This window comes from Pseudomonas sp. (genome assembly GCF_048265905.1).
Taxonomy (GTDB): domain Bacteria; phylum Pseudomonadota; class Gammaproteobacteria; order Pseudomonadales; family Pseudomonadaceae; genus Aquipseudomonas.
The window spans coordinates 140591-157926 of the sequence record NZ_JBLXAP010000004.1 but is presented as its reverse complement, the minus strand read 5'-3'; the positions used below and the strand labels follow the sequence as shown (position 1 = coordinate 157926).

The 17336-nt window shown below is 54.7% G+C and carries 20 protein-coding genes; 8 read left to right on the top strand and 12 right to left on the bottom strand.

The window, feature by feature from the left end:
• Window positions 1-7: 7 nt before the first annotated feature.
• Complete coding sequence (locus tag ACN0UH_RS08135; RefSeq protein WP_417661577.1) at window positions 8-238, bottom strand: hypothetical protein; 231 nt, start codon at window positions 236-238, stop codon at window positions 8-10.
• A gap of 180 nt (window positions 239-418) precedes the next feature.
• Between ACN0UH_RS08135 and ACN0UH_RS08130 the strand changes: the two genes are divergently transcribed.
• From ACN0UH_RS08130 to ACN0UH_RS08115, 4 genes are all read left to right on the top strand, one after another.
• Window positions 419-901 (top strand): GreA/GreB family elongation factor, encoded by a 483-nt coding sequence (locus tag ACN0UH_RS08130; protein ID WP_417661686.1) that lies wholly within the window; start codon window positions 419-421, stop codon window positions 899-901.
• Window positions 902-983: 82 nt separating this feature from the next.
• The gene (locus ACN0UH_RS08125) at window positions 984-1217 is read left to right on the top strand and encodes a DUF2789 domain-containing protein (RefSeq protein WP_417661576.1); all 234 of its coding nucleotides are present in this window, start codon (window positions 984-986) and stop codon (window positions 1215-1217) included.
• A 77-nt stretch (window positions 1218-1294) separates the two neighbouring features.
• Window positions 1295-2074, top strand: a complete 780-nt coding sequence (locus tag ACN0UH_RS08120; protein WP_417661575.1) for a DUF2092 domain-containing protein — start codon at window positions 1295-1297, stop codon at window positions 2072-2074.
• Window positions 2071-2643, top strand: coding sequence for a hypothetical protein (locus ACN0UH_RS08115; protein WP_417661574.1), 573 nt, complete (start codon window positions 2071-2073; stop codon window positions 2641-2643). Before ACN0UH_RS08120 ends, ACN0UH_RS08115 begins: the two co-directional genes overlap by 4 nt.
• 13 nt (window positions 2644-2656) lie before the next feature.
• Here ACN0UH_RS08115 and ACN0UH_RS08110 read toward each other — a convergent pair whose 3' ends face one another.
• The 9 genes from ACN0UH_RS08110 to tkt all read right to left on the bottom strand — a co-directional run bounded on the left by ACN0UH_RS08110 (window position 2657) and on the right by tkt (window position 11318).
• Window positions 2657-3160, bottom strand: coding sequence for a M48 family metallopeptidase (locus ACN0UH_RS08110; protein ID WP_339515487.1), 504 nt, complete (start codon window positions 3158-3160; stop codon window positions 2657-2659).
• 48 nt (window positions 3161-3208) lie between these two features.
• Complete coding sequence (locus ACN0UH_RS08105; RefSeq protein ID WP_417661573.1) at window positions 3209-4339, bottom strand: PQQ-dependent sugar dehydrogenase; 1131 nt, start codon at window positions 4337-4339, stop codon at window positions 3209-3211.
• 27 nt (window positions 4340-4366) lie between these two features.
• Window positions 4367-4810 carry a hypothetical protein gene (locus ACN0UH_RS08100; RefSeq protein WP_417661572.1) on the bottom strand — a complete coding sequence of 148 codons (444 nt, stop codon included), beginning with the start codon at window positions 4808-4810 and terminating at the stop codon, window positions 4367-4369.
• A 202-nt stretch (window positions 4811-5012) separates the two neighbouring features.
• Window positions 5013-6077, bottom strand: a complete 1065-nt coding sequence (gene fba / locus ACN0UH_RS08095) for a class II fructose-bisphosphate aldolase (RefSeq protein ID WP_087515302.1) — start codon at window positions 6075-6077, stop codon at window positions 5013-5015.
• A gap of 61 nt (window positions 6078-6138) precedes the next feature.
• Window positions 6139-6465: an MliC family protein gene (locus ACN0UH_RS08090; protein ID WP_417661685.1), complete on the bottom strand. Its 327-nt coding sequence runs from the start codon at window positions 6463-6465 to the stop codon at window positions 6139-6141.
• 268 nt (window positions 6466-6733) lie between these two features.
• Window positions 6734-6928: a hypothetical protein gene (locus ACN0UH_RS08085; protein ID WP_417661571.1), complete on the bottom strand. Its 195-nt coding sequence runs from the start codon at window positions 6926-6928 to the stop codon at window positions 6734-6736.
• Window positions 6929-6997: 69 nt separating this feature from the next.
• On the bottom strand, window positions 6998-8176 hold the full coding sequence (locus tag ACN0UH_RS08080; protein ID WP_417661570.1) for a phosphoglycerate kinase: 1179 nt from the start codon (window positions 8174-8176) through the stop codon (window positions 6998-7000).
• Between the two features lie 4 nt (window positions 8177-8180).
• Window positions 8181-9239: an erythrose-4-phosphate dehydrogenase gene (gene epd, locus ACN0UH_RS08075; RefSeq protein ID WP_417661569.1), complete on the bottom strand. Its 1059-nt coding sequence runs from the start codon at window positions 9237-9239 to the stop codon at window positions 8181-8183.
• A gap of 81 nt (window positions 9240-9320) precedes the next feature.
• Entirely contained in the window at window positions 9321-11318 is a 1998-nt protein-coding gene (gene tkt, locus ACN0UH_RS08070; protein ID WP_417661568.1) for a transketolase, read from the bottom strand.
• Between the two features lie 403 nt (window positions 11319-11721).
• On the opposite strand from tkt, the gene ACN0UH_RS08065 reads away from it, so the two are divergent.
• The 4 genes from ACN0UH_RS08065 to ACN0UH_RS08050 all read left to right on the top strand — a co-directional run bounded on the left by ACN0UH_RS08065 (window position 11722) and on the right by ACN0UH_RS08050 (window position 16280).
• Window positions 11722-12759, top strand: a complete 1038-nt coding sequence (locus tag ACN0UH_RS08065) for an ArsR/SmtB family transcription factor (protein ID WP_417661567.1) — start codon at window positions 11722-11724, stop codon at window positions 12757-12759.
• A gap of 12 nt (window positions 12760-12771) precedes the next feature.
• Window positions 12772-13962, top strand: coding sequence for a methionine adenosyltransferase (gene metK / locus ACN0UH_RS08060; RefSeq protein WP_417661566.1), 1191 nt, complete (start codon window positions 12772-12774; stop codon window positions 13960-13962).
• 146 nt (window positions 13963-14108) lie between these two features.
• A complete protein-coding gene (gene ligB / locus ACN0UH_RS08055; protein ID WP_417661565.1) occupies window positions 14109-15797 on the top strand; it encodes an NAD-dependent DNA ligase LigB in 1689 nt (562 codons plus the stop codon).
• A gap of 81 nt (window positions 15798-15878) precedes the next feature.
• A complete protein-coding gene (locus ACN0UH_RS08050; protein WP_417661564.1) occupies window positions 15879-16280 on the top strand; it encodes a DUF1090 family protein in 402 nt (133 codons plus the stop codon).
• 43 nt (window positions 16281-16323) lie between these two features.
• Here ACN0UH_RS08050 and ACN0UH_RS08045 read toward each other — a convergent pair whose 3' ends face one another.
• The gene (locus ACN0UH_RS08045; protein WP_417661563.1) at window positions 16324-16773 is read right to left on the bottom strand and encodes a c-type cytochrome; all 450 of its coding nucleotides are present in this window, start codon (window positions 16771-16773) and stop codon (window positions 16324-16326) included.
• A gap of 152 nt (window positions 16774-16925) precedes the next feature.
• Window positions 16926-17312, bottom strand: a complete 387-nt coding sequence (locus ACN0UH_RS08040; RefSeq protein ID WP_417661562.1) for an MAPEG family protein — start codon at window positions 17310-17312, stop codon at window positions 16926-16928.
• Window positions 17313-17336 lie beyond the last annotated feature (24 nt).

The window sequence follows — 17336 nt, the reverse complement described above, 5'->3', positions numbered from 1 at the left end:
TAAAAAATCAAGCCAACTTGGCCTTGGCCGCTTGCGCGCGGCGGCGAATGGTCAGGTCAATTTTCAGACAAATAGCTGCCAAGGCTAAAAAGCCGATACCCAGCGCAGCGCGGGTGACATTAGTTCCGAACAGCTCGGACAACCACTGCGCTATTCCCGAAGGATTACTCGCCAGCAGTGCTCCCAGCGGAACCACCACACCTAAAAAACAAAAACCGATTGCACGTAACAGGTCCATCAATCGTCCTCCGGCTGGGCATCTCCAGCGCAGTAGTTTTCAGCAGTTATCAACTATCGTCCAAGCATCAACTTGGCAACACTAGACCTTGGTGCAAGATGCCTGACAATGCTCCTCCACGCAGCTTATTTCCGTTACCCTGAGCGATTGTTCTGCGCGCTCACTCGGTAGCCAAACTTGATAGATAAATCACTGCTGCACCAACTCGTACTGACGCGCCTTGATGCAGACCTGCACGCTGCGGCGCACGCGGCACAAGTCGCGCATGAAACCGCGACCCATGAAGAGAATATTGCCGAGAACAAATATGACACTCTGGGCCTTGAAGCCGCCTACCTGGCGACCGGCCAAGCGCGCAGGGTCGAGGCTATCCGCCAAGCCATCAGCCTGTGGCGCCAGTTACAGCTACGCCCTTTCACAGAAGAAACCGGTATCGCCTTGGGCGCACTGATCTGTCTCGCGGATGAACATGCAACCGAGCAATTATTGCTACTTGGCCCTAATGGCGCCAGCATGAAACTGCTGCATGACGGCCAGACCGTTCAAGTTATCAGCCATGAAGCGCCGCTGGGTAAAGCCATGCTCGGCAAAACTATTGGTGATGAAGTCAGCTTGAGAATTGCCAATGGCACGCAACACTTCGAGATTCTCTGGGTCCAATAACTTAGCCCAGCAAGTTACCAACAACACAGACTGCGCTAATCTTTTCACTGCATTACCAACATTATTGCCGCAGGAGAACACTATGGAGCCGCCCGTTCACGATCTGCCCAGCCTCTTTGCCCAACTGGGTTTAGATAACGACCCAGCCAGCATCGAAGCATTTATCAGCACTCACTCACCCTTGCCGGAAGACTGTGTATTAGCCGAAGCCAGCTTCTGGAATAAGGCCCAAGCCGCTTTTCTGCGTGAAGAAATACGCGAGGATGCCGACTGGGCTGAAATCGTTGACCAACTGAACCTGATGCTACGCGGCTGACACACCTCAAATAACAGCCAGCAGCCCAATGCTGGTCTAGGCTCATACAGCCATCACTCTAGATTGTTGGAGCCTGTATGAGAGTCCTTCGCCTTACGCGACTGTGCTTGCCCCTGTACTTAGCTGTAGTTGGCCCATTGGCGCTGGCCGCCGAGTCACAAGAGGCCCCCGACAGCGCAGTCAGCGCCGAGGCCCGGGCTGTCTACGAGCGAATGCGCACCAGCCTGCGGGCGCTCAAACGGTATTCCGTCAGCGTGCAGTCGAGCCAGGATGAAGTCCTCGACTACGGCTACAAGCTGCAACACAACTCACAGGCAACCCTCGATGTGCAAGCGCCCACGCACTTGCGAGCGCAGATCAGCGGCGAAACGCCACGCCTGATCGTCTACGACGGCAAAACCCTGACCTTGGCCAGCCCAGAACAGGGTTATTACGCCCAAACACCCGCCCCGTTGACCCTCAACCAACTGGTCAACGGGCTGATTGCCCATGATGTTGAAATGCCGTTGATCGACTTTCTCAGTCAGACTCGGCAAGCACACTTCCTCGCAGGCGTTAAGCGTGGCCTGCTGGTCGATAGCGAGCAGATTAATGGGCAAACCTGTGACCACCTGGCGTTTCGCGAGCCGACTATCGACTGGCAACTCTGGGTCAGCCAAGGCAAGCAAGCGTTGCCCTGCAAGCTGGTGATTACGACGCGCTACACAGTAGGCGACCCGCAGTATCAGGCAACCATGAAGTGGAATGCCGAGCCCAGTTTTGCGGCTGATCACTTCACCTTCGTGGCCGATAAGGATGCCAAGCGTATTCCTTTCACCCGAGACAGCGTTGCGCCCCAACCGGAGCCACAGCCATGACTGCTCAAGTATTGCAGGCCAAGCACCTTGCTTATCTGGCGTTGTCATTGTTGCTAATCGGCGCACCACTGGCTGAAGCCGCTCGTTTTGCCGGGCACGGCGCAGGCGGCGTCAGAGCGCACAGCTCGGTGAGCCATGCACGGGCGGCAAGCCAGCCGCGGGTGCAACCGAACCGCAATATTCAGCGTCCGCCAGTCAGGCGCGACAACAACGTCAATATCAATAAAAACGTGAACATCAATGACAATCGCGATTATCGCCGCGGCGACGTCGATATTGATGTTGATCATCACGGCTGGGGTTGGGACGAAGATGTAGATATCGACGTTGATCACAATGGCCGGGGTGACTGGGATATCGACGTCGATGTCGATCACCATCACCCGGTAGCCACTGCGGCAATTGTCACTGGCAGCGTCTTGGCCATCGGCTCGATGATCAACAGCCTGCCGCCCAACTGCCAGCAGGTGTATCGCCACGGCAATGAGTATTACTACTGCAATAACCAGTACTACCAGCCGCAGTGGAACAACAACACGGTGGTCTACGTGGTGGTCAACAATCCGTAGGCCGCCAGCCTGTTCAAGCCTGAGCTTTGGATAACTCCAGCCAGGTCAGATAAACACGCAGGTCGAATTCAATCTGCTGGTAACCGGGAAGCATGTATTCGCACAGCTTGTAGAAGGCTTTGTTGTGCTCGGATTCTTTCAGGTGTGCCAGTTCGTGCACCACGATCATCTGCAAAAACTCTGGGGCAGCCTCTTTGAATAGCGCCGCTACGCGAATCTCTTTCTTGGCTTTGAGCTTGCCGCCCTGCACCCGTGAAATAGCGGTGTGTAGGCCCAGCGCGCGGTGCGTCAGGTCAAGGCGGTTATCAAACAGTACCTTGTCGATACTTGGCGCATTGCGCAGGTGTTCTTGCTTGAGCCCCATTGTGTAGCTGTACAGAGCCTTGTCGTTCTGCACACTGTGTTTACCGCTGTAACGCTGCGTCAGGTAATCGCCCAGGCGATCTTGGGCGATCAACTGACGAACCTGGTCTTGCAGCGCGACAGGATAAGCTTGCAGGTATTTAAGCGGCGTCATGGTCACGACTTTCAGCGTACTGGATGCTGGCTATTATGCCGCAACGCTTCACTCGGTCGGTATTACCTTGAGCACACGCCCTTGCGGGTTGTCGGTGAGCAGATAAATATACCCATCCGGGCCTCCGTATACCGCGCGAATACGCTCATCAAGCTCTTCAAACAGCACTTCCTGGCCTGCCAACATGCCCTCTTTCATACGGATACGCCTGACGCTTTTTTCTGCCAGCGTCGAGGCAAACAAATCACCCTGCCAGTACTTGAAACGCGAACCGCTGTAGACCATCAAACCCGACGGAGCAACCGAAGGTGTCCACTGCAACAGCGGTTGCTCCAACCCCTCAAGTTCAGTGTAAGGAGAGATTTGCGCACCACTGTAATCGACACCATAGGTAATGAGCGGCCAGCCATAATTGACTCCGGGCTTGATCAGGTTCAGCTCATCACCGCCGCGAGGGCCATGTTCATGGCTGTAGACCCGCTTCAGTTCCGGCACATAGACAATGCCTTGCACATTGCGATGGCCGTAGCTGTATATCTCCGGGGCCGCGTCTTTGGTATCAACAAACGGATTATCCGCAGGTACGCTGCCGTCGCGGTTGATCCGGATAACCTTACCCAGATGATTGCTCAGGTTTTGCGCCTCTTCGCGGTAGTCATAACCATCGCCCAAGGTTAACAGGAGACTGTTATCCGGCAGAAAAGCGATCCGGCCACCGTAGTGCGAGCTTCCGGCTTTAGCAGGCAGGGCCGTGAATATCGTCTTTAAATCCTGCAACTGGTTATCAACCAGCCGGGCACTGGCAAGGCGTGTGTTGTTGGCGTCGCGATCGCCATAGGAATAGCTGATAAATATTCGCTGATTAGTGCTGAACTCAGGATCCAGCTTTACTTCCAGCAAACCTGCCTGCGAGGTGGCATATATCTCGGGCAAACCAGCAACAGGTTGCTCTTGCAACTGGCCGTTCGCTGCAATGATGCGCAGGCGCCCTGGACGCTCAGTAACCAACATGCGGCCGTCGGGCAAGAATGCCATCGACCAAGGGTTCTCAAGCCCTTCGGTGAAGGTTTCGATACGATAATCGGTGGTGGCTGACGCTGGGCTCAGCCAACAGCAGGCGAGCAATATTGCAGCGCCATACAACGGCTTGGCGAAATGGCTACGTGCTTTATTGATCATGGTAAAACCTTCTTAGTAGACGCAAAACTACTCAGTAACCCGGCAGCGGGCAGCAAAAAACAAAGCCCCTAGGCTGCCGCTGGCCATTAATCCCAAGGTGCCCACGAACGAACGGTTGGCACCTATAAAGGTCGGCATCGGCAGCACTGCATTAACCAGCGTAAGGCCAAGGAAAATTGCCAGAGCACCCGCCAAGGCAAATAACATCCAGCGAGCGGCAGGCACTTTTTTGCTCAGCCACGCGGCAGTAGGTAAGGCAGCGGCAAAACCCAATAACACTAAAATTGCAAATACCGGGCTAAATCTCAGAACATCCAAACAGGTACTTTGCACGCGCACATCGATTGGCATCGGAGCGCCCAAAGCCTGCAACTGGGCGAGGTTGTACTGCGTTTGTAAAATGCTTCCCACCAGCGTCGTCACCAACACAGCGAGGACAAACTGCAGCAAGACTCGCGAGTTGTTGGGCATAAAGGAGTACATCCTGAGCGAATTATCTGGCAAGTATGAGCCAGACCCGCACAAGAGGGGCGTTAGGAGTTTTACATGGTTTTTCGTAATGCCCTCGGCACCCATGAAATGCACAGATAAATCACTGCATTGAGCGCCGGTTTGTTATGCGCCAGACACAAAAAAGCCCGCAACGGCGGGCTTTTTCGATGTTTAAGACGCTTTACTTGACCTTCGAGGCCAGCTCACCGCTTGCATAACGTTGAAACATTGCTTCGAGCGAAACAGGCTTGATTTTCGATGCATTACCCGCAGTGCCGAAGGCTTCGTAACGAGCAATACAAATATCGCGCATGGCTTCGACTGTTTTGCCGAAGAATTTACGCGGATCGAACTCGCTCGGCTGTTCAGCCATCATGCGACGCATGGCACCAGTCGACGCCAGACGCAAATCGGTATCGATGTTGACCTTACGCACGCCATGCTTGATGCCTTCAACAATTTCTTCAACCGGCACGCCGTAGGTTTCTTTGATATCGCCACCGTACTGGTTGATGATCGCCAGCCACTCCTGCGGCACTGAAGATGAACCGTGCATGACCAGGTGGGTGTTGGGAATACGCTGGTGGATCGCCTTGATTCGGTCGATCGCCAGAATATCGCCGGTAGGCGGCTTGGTGAATTTGTAAGCACCGTGGCTGGTACCGATAGCGATCGCCAAGGCATCGACCTGGGTGCGCTTAACGAAATCAGCTGCTTCTTCAGGATCAGTCAGCATCTGGCTGTGATCAAGAATACCTTCGGCGCCAATGCCGTCTTCTTCGCCAGCCTGACCGGTTTCCAAGCTGCCCAGGCAACCCAACTCACCTTCCACCGAAACACCACAAGCGTGAGCCATGGCGACGGTTTCTTGAGTGACACGGACGTTGTAGTCGTAGTCGGCTGGGGTTTTGCCGTCTTCTTTCAACGAGCCGTCCATCATCACCGAGCTGAAGCCCAGTTGAATCGAACGCTGACACACACCCGGGCTGGTGCCGTGATCCTGGTGCATACACACAGGAATGTGCGGAAATTCTTCGATAGCGGCAAGAATCAGATGACGCAAGAATGGTGCGCCAGCGTATTTGCGTGCGCCCGCCGAAGCCTGAACGATGACCGGGGAATCAGTCTTGTCAGCGGCTTCCATAATGGCCCGCATCTGCTCAAGGTTGTTAACGTTGAATGCTGGAACGCCATAACCGTATTCGGCGGCGTGGTCGAGCATCTGGCGCATGCTGATAAGTGCCATATTTTCCTGTCTCCCAATTGGGCTCATTCATCATTAAAGCCTGCAGTTAAGGCAGGCTTACTTATAAAGGTGCTTTACAGCCCCGACCAATCAAATCATCAGTGGCTGTACGGTAAATCAAACCTTCGTTGCCTTTGGTATGAAAGGTCAACATCGCATCGCTGTACATAACGCCAGAACCAGAAGGCTGACGCTCAAGGCGGTGAACAATATCACCACCACCGAGCCGCACATCGACGGCATCTTGCGACGAGTCAGTAAAGCGCCACAGCACTTCAGTCTGACTGTCACAAACCCAACGCGTCCATGTGTCGGTCGGCTGCTCTGTCGCACATCCCGCGACCAGGCTTAAACCTGAGAACACAACTGCAGCGCAGAGTGCCTTAATCATCGCATTGGTTCCTTAGCAATCGTTCATCAATTCAGGGCCCGCAGCAGGAACCTCGTGCTGCAGCACATGCCGGCTAACCCCATCGCGACTATATCGGTCATATGTCACCGCTGGTCGCTCAGGCTGCATATACACAACATCACAGCCTTGATCGTGATCGATTGTGGCCGAACTACAAGCAGCGACAGTCAAACACGCAACCGTCAACAAAACCAAGGCACTCAGAGACCTCAACATCACACCCGTCCGCCTATGAGCCAAACAATTAGCAATTGGTTTCTTCATAAGAGGTGCCGGTTGGATCGCCGGTGCTCTGCGATTCGATACGCATATCCTGGTTTTCCGTCGGTGACTCGATCTTGGCAGGGCTGAATATCTTGCAGGCACGCTCATGACGCGCCTCACTCAAGCAACCAGCCAGCAACGTGGCAGACGCCAACAAAACCATAGTATTTCGCATCGTAACTTACTCCTTATCAATTTAGCCCAGCTCCTGCTAGGTCTTTCTGCATATGCCGCAGAGCCAGATTTAGCCTTGAGCGCGCTGTTCCAAAATCTCTACTGCAGGCAATACTTTACCTTCAACGAACTCAAGAAACGCACCACCGCCGGTGGAGATGTATGAGATTTTGTCGGCTACTGCATATTTGTCGATTGCCGCCAAGGTGTCGCCACCGCCGGCGATCGAAAACGCAGGGCTTTCAGCAATGGCCAAGGCCAGAGTTTTAGTGCCCTGACCAAACTGGTCGAACTCAAACACACCGACAGGACCATTCCATAGGATAGTCTTAGATGACTTGAGCAGCTCAGCAAACTGCGCAGCGGTTTGCGGGCCGATGTCGAGAATCATGTCGTCTTCAGCTACATCAGCAACCAGCTTAACCGTAGCAGCTGCTGACTCGGCGAACTCCTTAGCGACTACCACATCAACCGGCAACGGCACGCTGACCTTGGCGGCGATGGCCTTGGCAGTTGCAACCAGATCCGCTTCATACAGCGACTTACCGACTGGGAAACCCGCTGCAGCAAGGAAGGTATTGGCGATACCACCGCCGACAATCAACTGATCGCAAATCTCGCTGAGGCTATTAAGTACATCGAGCTTGGTCGAAACCTTGGAGCCAGCAACGATTGCAGCCATTGGTTTGGCTGGATTACCGAGTGCTTTGCCCAGTGCTTCCAACTCAGCGGCCAGCAATGGGCCCGCTGCAGCCACTTTGGCGAATTTGGCTACGCCGTGGGTCGAACCCTGAGCGCGGTGAGCCGTACCAAATGCGTCCATCACAAAGACATCACACAAAGCGGCATATTGCTGCGCCAATTGGTCAGTATTCTTCTTTTCACCGGCGTTGAAACGCACGTTTTCCAGAAGCACCACATCACCGGCTACCAGCTCAATACCGCCAAGATAGTCTTTGACCAGTGGGACTTCGCGACCAAGGGCCTTGCTCAGGTAATCAGCCACAGGTTTGAGGCTGTCTTCCTCGGAGTATTCGCCTTCGGTCGGGCGACCCAAGTGCGAGCAGATCATCACCGCAGCGCCTTTTTCCAGCGCCAGCTTGATGGTTGGCAATGAGGCCAGAATGCGGGCGTCACTTTTTACAACACCGTCTTTTACCGGCACATTGAGATCTTCGCGAATCAGTACGCGTTTACCTTGCAGATCAAGGTCGGTCATTTTCACTACGGGTTTAAAAGCAGAAGCCATGTATTCAGTCCTTCATAGGGGCTGTTTGGGTGGAAACATTCAAATAGTGCTGAGCAACGTCGAGCATGCGATTAGCAAAGCCCCATTCGTTGTCGAACCAAGTCAGTATGTTGACCAAGCGTGGCCCGGAAACTCGGGTCTGGCTGCCATCAACAATCGCTGAGTGCGGGTCGTGATTGAAATCACAACTGGCGTGCGGCAATTCAGTGTAGGCCAGCAAACCTTGCAGCGGCCCAGCCTCTGAAGCTTCACGCAACACCCGATTAATTTCTTCGGGGCTGGTGTCACGCGCAGTTTGAATAGTGATATCCAAGCAAGACACGTTAACCGTCGGCACGCGTATAGCTTTGGCCTGGATCCGTCCAGCAAGTTCCGGCATTAGTCGCTCAATACCACGGGCCAAGCCTGTAGACACCGGAATTACTGACTGGAACGCCGAACGCGTGCGGCGCAAATCTTCGTGGTGATAGGCGTCAATAACCGGCTGATCATTCATCGCCGAGTGGATCGTGGTAATCGAAACATATTCGATACCCACCGCCTTGTTCAGCACCTTCAACAGCGGCACGCCGCAGTTGGTGGTACATGAGGCGTTGGAAACCAGACGTTCAGCACCGGTCAATGCATGCTGGTTAACGCCAAATACGATTGTCGCATCGGCATCAGCTTCGCTGGCCATCGGTTGCGACATCAACACCCGTGGAGCACCGGCATTAATGAAACGCTGCACATCCATACGGGTGGTGTATTGCCCCGAACATTCGAGCAGCAAATCAATATCCAGAGCAGTCCAATTAATGCTTTCCGGGGTTTCTCCACGCAGCACTTTTACGCAATTACCATTGATATGCAGGCAGTCACCATCAACTCGAACCTCGCCGGGAAAACGCCCGTGGGTTGAATCAAAGCGTGTCAGGTATTCAATGCTCGACTGATCAGCCAGGTCGTTGAGCGCGACAATTTCAATGCCAACCCCTTCCCCGCGCTCGTGCAAAGCACGCAGCACACAACGGCCAATACGACCGTAACCATTCAGTGCGATTCTGTAAGGACGCTTGGACATGCTGAGTTCAGCTCTCGACAAGGTGCGGGAATAGACTGCAAGTTAGCCAGCAGCACTGGCTAACTTGCGTGTACAAAGTCCTTAGCCTTCAAGCATCTCGGCAGCGGTTTCCAGAATGTTTTCAACTGTGAAACCAAAGTGCTCGAACAGCGCAGGCGCCGGTGCCGACTCACCAAAGGTGGTCATGCCGATCACCTGACCTTCAAGGCCGACGTACTTGTACCAGAAGTCTGCATGAGCAGCTTCGATGGCAATACGCGCACCAACTTGTACCGGCAATACCGCCTGTTTGTAGCCTGCATCCTGTGCGTCAAATACGCTGGTGCAAGGCATCGAAACAACACGCACATTTTTGCCCTGGGCAGTCAGTTTTTCGTAGGCATCAACCGCCAGGCCGACTTCCGAACCGGTGGCGATCAGGATCAACTCTGGCTCGCCTTCGCAATCCTTGAGCACATAACCGCCACGGGCAATGTCGCTCAACTGGGCAACATCACGACCTTGGTGCGGCAGGTTCTGACGCGAGAAGATCAGCGCCGATGGACCGTCGTTACGCTCAATCGCGTACTTCCACGCCACTGCCGACTCAACCGCATCGGCTGGGCGCCAGGTATCGAGATTCGGAGTAGAGCGCAAGCTGGTCAGTTGCTCGACCGGTTGGTGGGTCGGGCCGTCTTCACCGAGACCGATTGAGTCGTGGGTGAATACATACAGCACACGCTTCTTCATCAGCGCCGACATGCGCACGGCATTGCGCGCATACTCCATGAAGATCAGGAAGGTTGCGCCGTACGGTACGAAACCACCGTGCAGAGCAATACCGTTCATGATCGCGCTCATGCCGAACTCGCGAACGCCGTAATACATGTAGTTGCCGGAGGCATCTTCAGCCGACACGCCCTGGCAACCCTTCCACAAGGTCAGGTTCGAGCCCGCCAAGTCTGCCGAACCACCTAGCATTTCAGGCAACAGTGGGCCGAAAGCATTAAGGGTATTCTGGCTGGCCTTGCGGCTGGCAATGGTTTCGCCCTTGACCGCAACTTCTGTGATGTAGGCAGCGGCTTTCTCTGAGAAATCAGCTGGCAATTCACCGGCCATACGGCGTTTCAGTTCGCTAGCCAACTCTGGATACGCAGCGGCGTAGGCAGCGAAACGCTGATCCCACTCGGCTTCTACAGCGGCACCCGCTTGCTTGGCATCCCACTGTGCATAGATATCCGCAGGGATTTCAAATGGGCCGTGGTTCCACTCTAACGCTGCGCGGGTCAGCGCGATTTCGTCGTTGCCCAGTGCAGCGCCGTGGCAATCTTCCTTACCTTGCTTGTTCGGCGAGCCAAAACCGATGATGGTTTTGCAGCAGATCAGCGTGGGCTGCTCGCTTTTGCGTGCAGTTTCGATAGCGATCTTGATCTCTTCAGCGTCGTGGCCGTCAACATTGCGGATCACTTGCCAGCCGTAGGCTTCGAAACGCTTTGGTGTGTCGTCGCTGAACCAGCCTTCAACTTCACCGTCGATAGAAATACCGTTGTCATCGTAAAAGGCAATCAACTTGCCCAGACCCAAGGTGCCAGCCAGCGAGCACACTTCGTGGGAGATGCCTTCCATCATGCAGCCGTCGCCCATAAAGGCGTAGGTGTAATGGTCGACAATCTTGTGACCGTCGCGGTTGAACTGCGCAGCCAGAACTTTTTCGGCAATGGCGAAGCCTACAGCGTTGGCAATCCCCTGACCCAGCGGGCCGGTGGTGGTTTCAACGCCTGGGGTGTAACCATATTCTGGGTGACCTGGGGTACGGCTGCCCATCTGGCGGAATTGCTTGATATCTTCGATACCCAAGTCATAGCCAGTCAGGTGCAGCAGCGAGTAAATCAGCATCGAGCCATGGCCGTTGGACAGTACAAAACGGTCACGGTCAGCAAACTCAGGGTTGCTTGGGTTGTGCTTGAGGTAATCGCGCCACAAAACTTCAGCGATATCGGCCATACCCATTGGGGCACCCGGGTGGCCGCTGTTGGCTTTCTGCACGGCATCCATACTTAAAGCACGGATGGCATTGGCACATTCACGACGGCTGGGCATCGCTGATCTCCTGAGGGACAAATTGGAAAAGGCACCCATTTTCGCCCACCAAGGCAGTGCGGGGCAATGACAGATAGTCGCGCAGCGGTGATTACTTAAGGAAAAACCGCAATCTTGTCGATTTTCTGCCCCGTCACCAGAAAATCTGTCGCACTTCATGGCGCGCAAGCATGCTCACACACTGTTTTTTCTCGACCAATGCCTTTCAGGCCTTTACCCGTTTTCAATTGCGGCTACGCGATAAGACATCTGCCTTGCTGATGTGTCGGATCGCCAACACACTCCGAAACACTTGTCTCTCTCCTTATATAGAGCGGCCCAATCGCACCCCACAACAGCAATATCAAAATATTTTGATATTGCTGTTGCTGTATGAAAAATGACCGCTTAGACTGCCCACCCTATGAACATGCGTGTACCCCAGCTCCGTTTTGAGCCAGCCGATGAACTGGCCGCTTTGTGTAAAGCTGGCGGTGACCCTCTGCGCCTTAATGTACTGCGCGCACTGAGTAACGATTCATTTGGTGTACTTGAGCTGGCGCAGATATTTGCCATTGGCCAGTCAGGAATGAGCCACCACTTAAAGGTGCTGGCACAAGCAAAACTGGTTGCAACACGCCGCGAAGGCAATGCGATTTTTTATCGTCGCGCCTTCGCTGATAACAAACGTTTTGGTGGTCGGTTACACAGCGCCATGCTCGATGAAGTGGATGCGCTAGAGTTACCTGCCGAGGTACAAGCACGTATTGCTGCGGTCCATGCCCAGCGAGCGAGCGCCAGCCAAGAGTTTTTTGCCCGCATGGCAGATAACTTTCAAGCCCAGCAGGACTTGATTGCAGGCCTGCCGCAGTATCGCGACAGCGTACTGGCGGTGCTGGATACGCTGGGCTTTGCAGCCACAGCAAGCGTTATTGAAGTTGGCCCCGGCGACGGCGGCTTTCTGCCAGAGCTAGCAAGCCGCTTTAGTCAGGTGACGGCGCTGGACAACAGCCAGGCAATGCTCGAAATAGCACGCCTGACTTGCGACAACAGCAGCTTGAGCAATGTGCAGTTAGTGCTCGCTGATGCGTTGAATGATCAGTACCCAAGCGCCGATTGTTTGGTGCTGAACATGGTGCTTCATCATTTTGCAGCGCCAGCGGAAGCGCTTAAACAACTAGCGGCGCAGGTTAATCCCGGCGGCAGCTTGTTGGTAACCGAGTTATGCAGCCATAACCAGAGCTGGGCCAGGCAGGCCTGCGGTGATCTCTGGCTAGGCTTTGAACAGGACGATTTGGCCCATTGGGCTATCGCCGCAGGGCTGACGCCAGGTGAAAGCCTGTATGTTGGCCTACGCAATGGATTCCAAATTCAGGTGCGGCACTTTGCCAAACCCGATGAACACACAGGCTTGAGAGCGAATTTCCGCCCGCAGCCGATCTCACCCACCGGTATTAATTAGGAAGACCGATAGATGAGCGAATACTCCCTGTTTACCTCCGAGTCTGTGTCTGAAGGACATCCGGACAAAATTGCTGACCAGATTTCCGATGCCGTGCTCGATGCAATCATCAGCAAAGACAAGCACGCCCGCGTTGCCTGCGAAACCATGGTCAAAACCGGTGTCGCAATCATCGCCGGCGAAGTCAGCACTTCAGCCTGGGTTGATCTTGAAGACCTGGTTCGTAAAGTCATTATCGATATTGGCTACGACAGCTCGACTGTTGGTTTCGACGGCGCGACTTGCGGCGTACTGAACATCATCGGCAAACAGTCGGTCGACATCAACCAAGGCGTTGACCGCAGCAAGCCGGAAGATCAGGGCGCTGGCGACCAGGGCCTGATGTTTGGCTACGCCAGCAACGAAACCGACGTATTAATGCCTGCGCCGATCTGCTTCTCGCATCGCCTGGTTGAGCGTCAAGCTGAAGCGCGCAAGTCGGGCCTGCTGCCTTGGCTGCGCCCGGATGCCAAATCCCAGGTCACTTGCCGTTACGACAACGGCAAGGTTGTCGGCATCGACGCCATTGTTCTGTCGACCCAGCACAACCCGGAAGTCAGCTACAACGACCTGCGCGAAGGCGTGATGGAACTGATCGTCAAGCACGTGCTGCCAGCAGAATTGCTGCACAAGGACACCCAGTTCCACATCAACCCAACCGGTAACTTTGTGATTGGTGGCCCGGTTGGCGACTGTGGCTTGACCGGTCGTAAGATCATCGTCGACACCTACGGCGGCATGGCTCGTCACGGCGGCGGTGCATTCTCCGGCAAGGACCCATCCAAGGTTGACCGCTCGGCAGCTTATGCGGGCCGTTATGTTGCCAAAAACATTGTGGCTGCTGGCTTGGCTGAGCGTTGCGAAATTCAAGTTTCCTACGCCATTGGTGTAGCGCAACCAACGTCTATCTCGCTGAACACCTTCGGCACCGGCAAAATCAGCGATGACAAAATCATCCAACTGGTTCGCGAGCACTTCGATCTGCGCCCATACGCAATCACCAAGATGCTCGATTTGCTGCACCCGATGTACCAGCCAACCGCTGCCTACGGCCACTTTGGTCGCAACCCGTATGAAATGACTTTTGAAGGCGACACCTTCACTGCATTCACATGGGAACGTACTGACAAAGCTGCTGACCTGCGCGCGGCTGCTGGCTTGTAATTCAAGCAAAGCTGAAAGCCCCGCCTCGTGCGGGGCTTTTTTTTGACTGGAATTTATAAACCAGCCAGCCCCGTTAAAAGTCGGGCTGCTGCTTATACGCTCAACACCTAGGCTGAGTGGGGTATCGAGGCAACGCAAGGACGCGTATGAACAACCCACAGCTATTACTCATAGCGGCGGCAGCTATTGCCCTGCATAGCGAGCCCAGCGTTAGCGCCGATTGCCCGCGATGGTCTGCCAAGCAGGCACGCGCTGAAATCAGCCAACTGAGCACGCAGATTGCCGAATGGGACGATGCCTACCACCGCAAAGGCATCTCCCTGATCGCCGACGAGCTCTACGACCAAGCCCTCGCCAAGCGGCAACACTGGCAGCGCTGCTTCCCCGCTGCGGTACAAGGCCCACTGCAACCTTTGGCCAGTAGTCGCGGCGAGATTAAACATCCGATCGCGCAGACCGGCCTGAACAAACTGGCCAACGCTCAAGAGTTAGAGACCTGGCTCAGCACACGACAGGACACCTGGGTACAACCCAAGGTTGACGGTGTAGCGGTTAGCCTGATCTACGACCACGGCCAATTTCAGCAGATGATCAGCCGGGGCGACGGTCAGCGCGGCCAAGACTGGACATCACAAGCGCTGTTGTTAACTGCCATCCCCAAGCGTATTGCCTATCAAGGCCCACTCGTTCTTCAGGGCGAACTGTATTGGCGGCTGGAAAATCACATACAAGCCAGCGCAGGAAGCGCCGGCGCGCGCAGCAAAGTCGCAGGGCTGCTCGCCCGTAAACAGCTCAGTAGAGAACTGGCAAGTGGCGTGGGGCTGTTTGTCTGGGACTGGCCACAAGGCCCGCCAGATATGAGTGAACGCCTACAGCAGTTATATGAACTGGGGTTCAGTGACAGCAAACGCTTCAGCCAACAGATCAACAATGCCCAGCAGGCCCGGAATTGGCGCACAACCTGGTATACCAGCGCCCTGCCCTTCGCAACTGACGGCATCGTCTTACGCCAAAACGCTCGCCAAGCAGCGCAACACTGGCAAGCCAAGCCGCCACATTGGGCTGTGGCTTGGAAATACCCGGTTAGTCAGGCGCTGGCAGAAGTACGCAAGGTCAAATTCAAGATCGGCCGTAGCGGACGCATCACCCCGGTGCTGACGCTCGCCGCCACGCAACTGGATGATCGCATCATCAAACATGTCAGCGTCGCGAGTCTGCAGCGCTGGCAAGCGATGGATATCCGCCCCGGTGATCACGTTGCAATTCGCCTGTCAGGTTTGACTATTCCGACGCTCGAAAGCGTGGTCATGCGCAGCAGCATTCGTCAGCCGGTCACTTCCCCGGATGCAGCAGCTTATGACCGCTTGAGCTGTTGGCAGTATTCAGCACCTTGCGCCCAGCAATTTATCGCCCGTCTCAGCTGGCTTAGCGGTAAAGGCGGATTGAATATGCCCGGTGTGGGTGCGGGTACCTGGCGCAAACTTATCGAAGCGCAGCAGATTAACGGTTTACTGGACTGGCTCGACCTGACCACCAAACAACTTAAACAGACTGCAGGGCTCGCTGCTCGCAGCGCCACGGTGTTGAGCCAGCGCTTCAATGCAGCCCGCCAGCGGCCGTTCAATCGCTGGCTAACCGCACTCGGAGTACCGCCCGGACTACGCCTGCAACCCGATGATAACTGGCAGCGACTGGCTCAGCGCGATACACCCGCATGGCGACAACTACCGGGGATCGGCAAGGTACGCGCCAAACAACTGAAAGCATTCTTTGCTCACCCGCAGGTCATCAAGCTTCAAGAGCAACTGCACGCAGCTGGAGTCGATGGCTTTTAGGAACCCGCTGAAACAGATAAAAACTAAGCTCAATCGTCGTTGTCAAAGATTCTCAACCAAAATAAAAACAGGGCGAAGACCATGTTGAAGAGATCAACACTTATCTTCTTACTCAGCGGCGCGGCACTATTAACTAATGCGGTGATCGCGGCACAAAGCAGCGACCCACTGACCAACTGCATCAGTAAACGCCAAGACCTCAAGGATAAAACCGAGCAAGTTCGCACCCTTGGCGACACCGCTCGGTTGTCTGATACCCAGCAAGAGCTGGACAAGATCGAACAGCATTGCGCAAAACTAGGCTCCAACTCTGCACATGGCGCGCAGGTGTCCAAAGCCCAATCAAACGTGCGTGATAGCGAGAAACACTTGATCGCTGCGCTGGGCGCCGGCAATGCCGACAGTATTACCGCAAACCAGAAACGACTCAGCAAAGCTCGCAAAGCACTTGAACAAGTAGAAACTCAAGCTAGAAGTAGTTAGCGAGCCGCTGGAAAAGCGAGCGCAGTAGTTTTTCAGAGGTTTCTTAGTGATTGCGGAACTCTTGGTGACAGGCTTTACAGCTGTCCTCAACAGCCTTCATCGGCGCGACCAGTCCTGCGCTTTTAAGCGGTTTGGCAGTGGTTGCAACGACTAGAGCAGCGGTATTGGCCTCAAGCTCATCAGCCAACTGCTTGAAACGCGCCTGACGCTTCCAGACATCATCACGGGCGTTGGTGTCGTCTTCTTCCTTAATTTGCGGGAAGTGCTGCCATGGCGTTTTAGACAAGGCGTCCAGCTTGGCGGCGCCTGTAACAAAACGCGGCCCATCAAAAACGATACGTCCACGCAACATGCCACCCAGATCTTCACTGGTCTTGAGCATTTGCTTGAAGATGGCCTGGCGCTGGCCTAGCGGAGAGTTGGGATCAACACCACCACAGGCGGCAAGAGTCAGACTGGCCAGCAGAATCAATAATACGTTTCTCAGCTTCATAACACCTTCGCGCAGCAATCAGGCTCAACAAGCGCGACAGTATCCATGCTCAAGCGGTACCGGCCAAGCGCGGTAATTTGCCGCATGTGTCGTGCAGCGCTGGGTTTTACCTGGCAACCCTTCGCTGCGCGGCAGCTACAGAGCGCTGTGTGTCAGGCTGCGAACACGAATAAGCTGATGATCAAGCCCATATTGATGAACCACATTAGCGAACGCACCGGCGCTAGATCAGCAAGATAAAAAGCGGTGTAAAGAATCCGGCTGATGATAAAAGCGATCGCCAGTTGATCAATTACACTTTGCTGAGCACCACCGGCCAAGTGAGCGATGATCACCGCAGCCGCAAAAGCCGGGGTGACTTCAAAACCATTGAGCTGCGCGTTGTTAGCACGCCGAGCAGCCCCTTCAAGACTGCCAAGATAAGCCCTTGGGTCATAGTTATTCCTGGGGGAGAACCCTTGACTAAGCCCTTTGGCTAAGACAGTCGAGACGTAGGGCAGGATGATCGCAATCAACACGCACCAGAAGGCAATGGTCATAACAGCTCCGCTGTAAGTCAGATA

Excerpts from the sequence above, each read along its gene's own strand:
- ACN0UH_RS08110 (WP_339515487.1), bottom strand. The coding sequence starts at position 3,160 with ATGACGCCGCTTAAATACCTGCAAGCTTATCCTGTCGCGCTGCAAGAC.
- ACN0UH_RS08040 (WP_417661562.1), bottom strand. The coding sequence starts at position 17,312 with ATGACCATTGCCTTCTGGTGCGTGTTGATTGCGATCATCCTGCCCTAC.
- metK (WP_417661566.1), top strand. The coding sequence starts at position 12,772 with ATGAGCGAATACTCCCTGTTTACCTCCGAGTCTGTGTCTGAAGGACAT.
- ACN0UH_RS08105 (WP_417661573.1), bottom strand. The coding sequence starts at position 4,339 with ATGATCAATAAAGCACGTAGCCATTTCGCCAAGCCGTTGTATGGCGCT.
- ACN0UH_RS08100 (WP_417661572.1), bottom strand. The coding sequence starts at position 4,810 with ATGCCCAACAACTCGCGAGTCTTGCTGCAGTTTGTCCTCGCTGTGTTG.
- ACN0UH_RS08120 (WP_417661575.1), top strand. The coding sequence starts at position 1,295 with ATGAGAGTCCTTCGCCTTACGCGACTGTGCTTGCCCCTGTACTTAGCT.
- ACN0UH_RS08085 (WP_417661571.1), bottom strand. The coding sequence starts at position 6,928 with ATGCGAAATACTATGGTTTTGTTGGCGTCTGCCACGTTGCTGGCTGGT.
- ACN0UH_RS08080 (WP_417661570.1), bottom strand. The coding sequence starts at position 8,176 with ATGGCTTCTGCTTTTAAACCCGTAGTGAAAATGACCGACCTTGATCTG.
- ligB (WP_417661565.1), top strand. The coding sequence starts at position 14,109 with ATGAACAACCCACAGCTATTACTCATAGCGGCGGCAGCTATTGCCCTG.
- ACN0UH_RS08135 (WP_417661577.1), bottom strand. The coding sequence starts at position 238 with ATGGACCTGTTACGTGCAATCGGTTTTTGTTTTTTAGGTGTGGTGGTT.
- ACN0UH_RS08125 (WP_417661576.1), top strand. The coding sequence starts at position 984 with ATGGAGCCGCCCGTTCACGATCTGCCCAGCCTCTTTGCCCAACTGGGT.
- fba (WP_087515302.1), bottom strand. The coding sequence starts at position 6,077 with ATGGCACTTATCAGCATGCGCCAGATGCTCGACCACGCCGCCGAATAC.
- ACN0UH_RS08045 (WP_417661563.1), bottom strand. The coding sequence starts at position 16,773 with ATGAAGCTGAGAAACGTATTATTGATTCTGCTGGCCAGTCTGACTCTT.
- tkt (WP_417661568.1), bottom strand. The coding sequence starts at position 11,318 with ATGCCCAGCCGTCGTGAATGTGCCAATGCCATCCGTGCTTTAAGTATG.
- ACN0UH_RS08065 (WP_417661567.1), top strand. The coding sequence starts at position 11,722 with ATGAACATGCGTGTACCCCAGCTCCGTTTTGAGCCAGCCGATGAACTG.
- epd (WP_417661569.1), bottom strand. The coding sequence starts at position 9,239 with ATGTCCAAGCGTCCTTACAGAATCGCACTGAATGGTTACGGTCGTATT.
- ACN0UH_RS08115 (WP_417661574.1), top strand. The coding sequence starts at position 2,071 with ATGACTGCTCAAGTATTGCAGGCCAAGCACCTTGCTTATCTGGCGTTG.
- ACN0UH_RS08050 (WP_417661564.1), top strand. The coding sequence starts at position 15,879 with ATGTTGAAGAGATCAACACTTATCTTCTTACTCAGCGGCGCGGCACTA.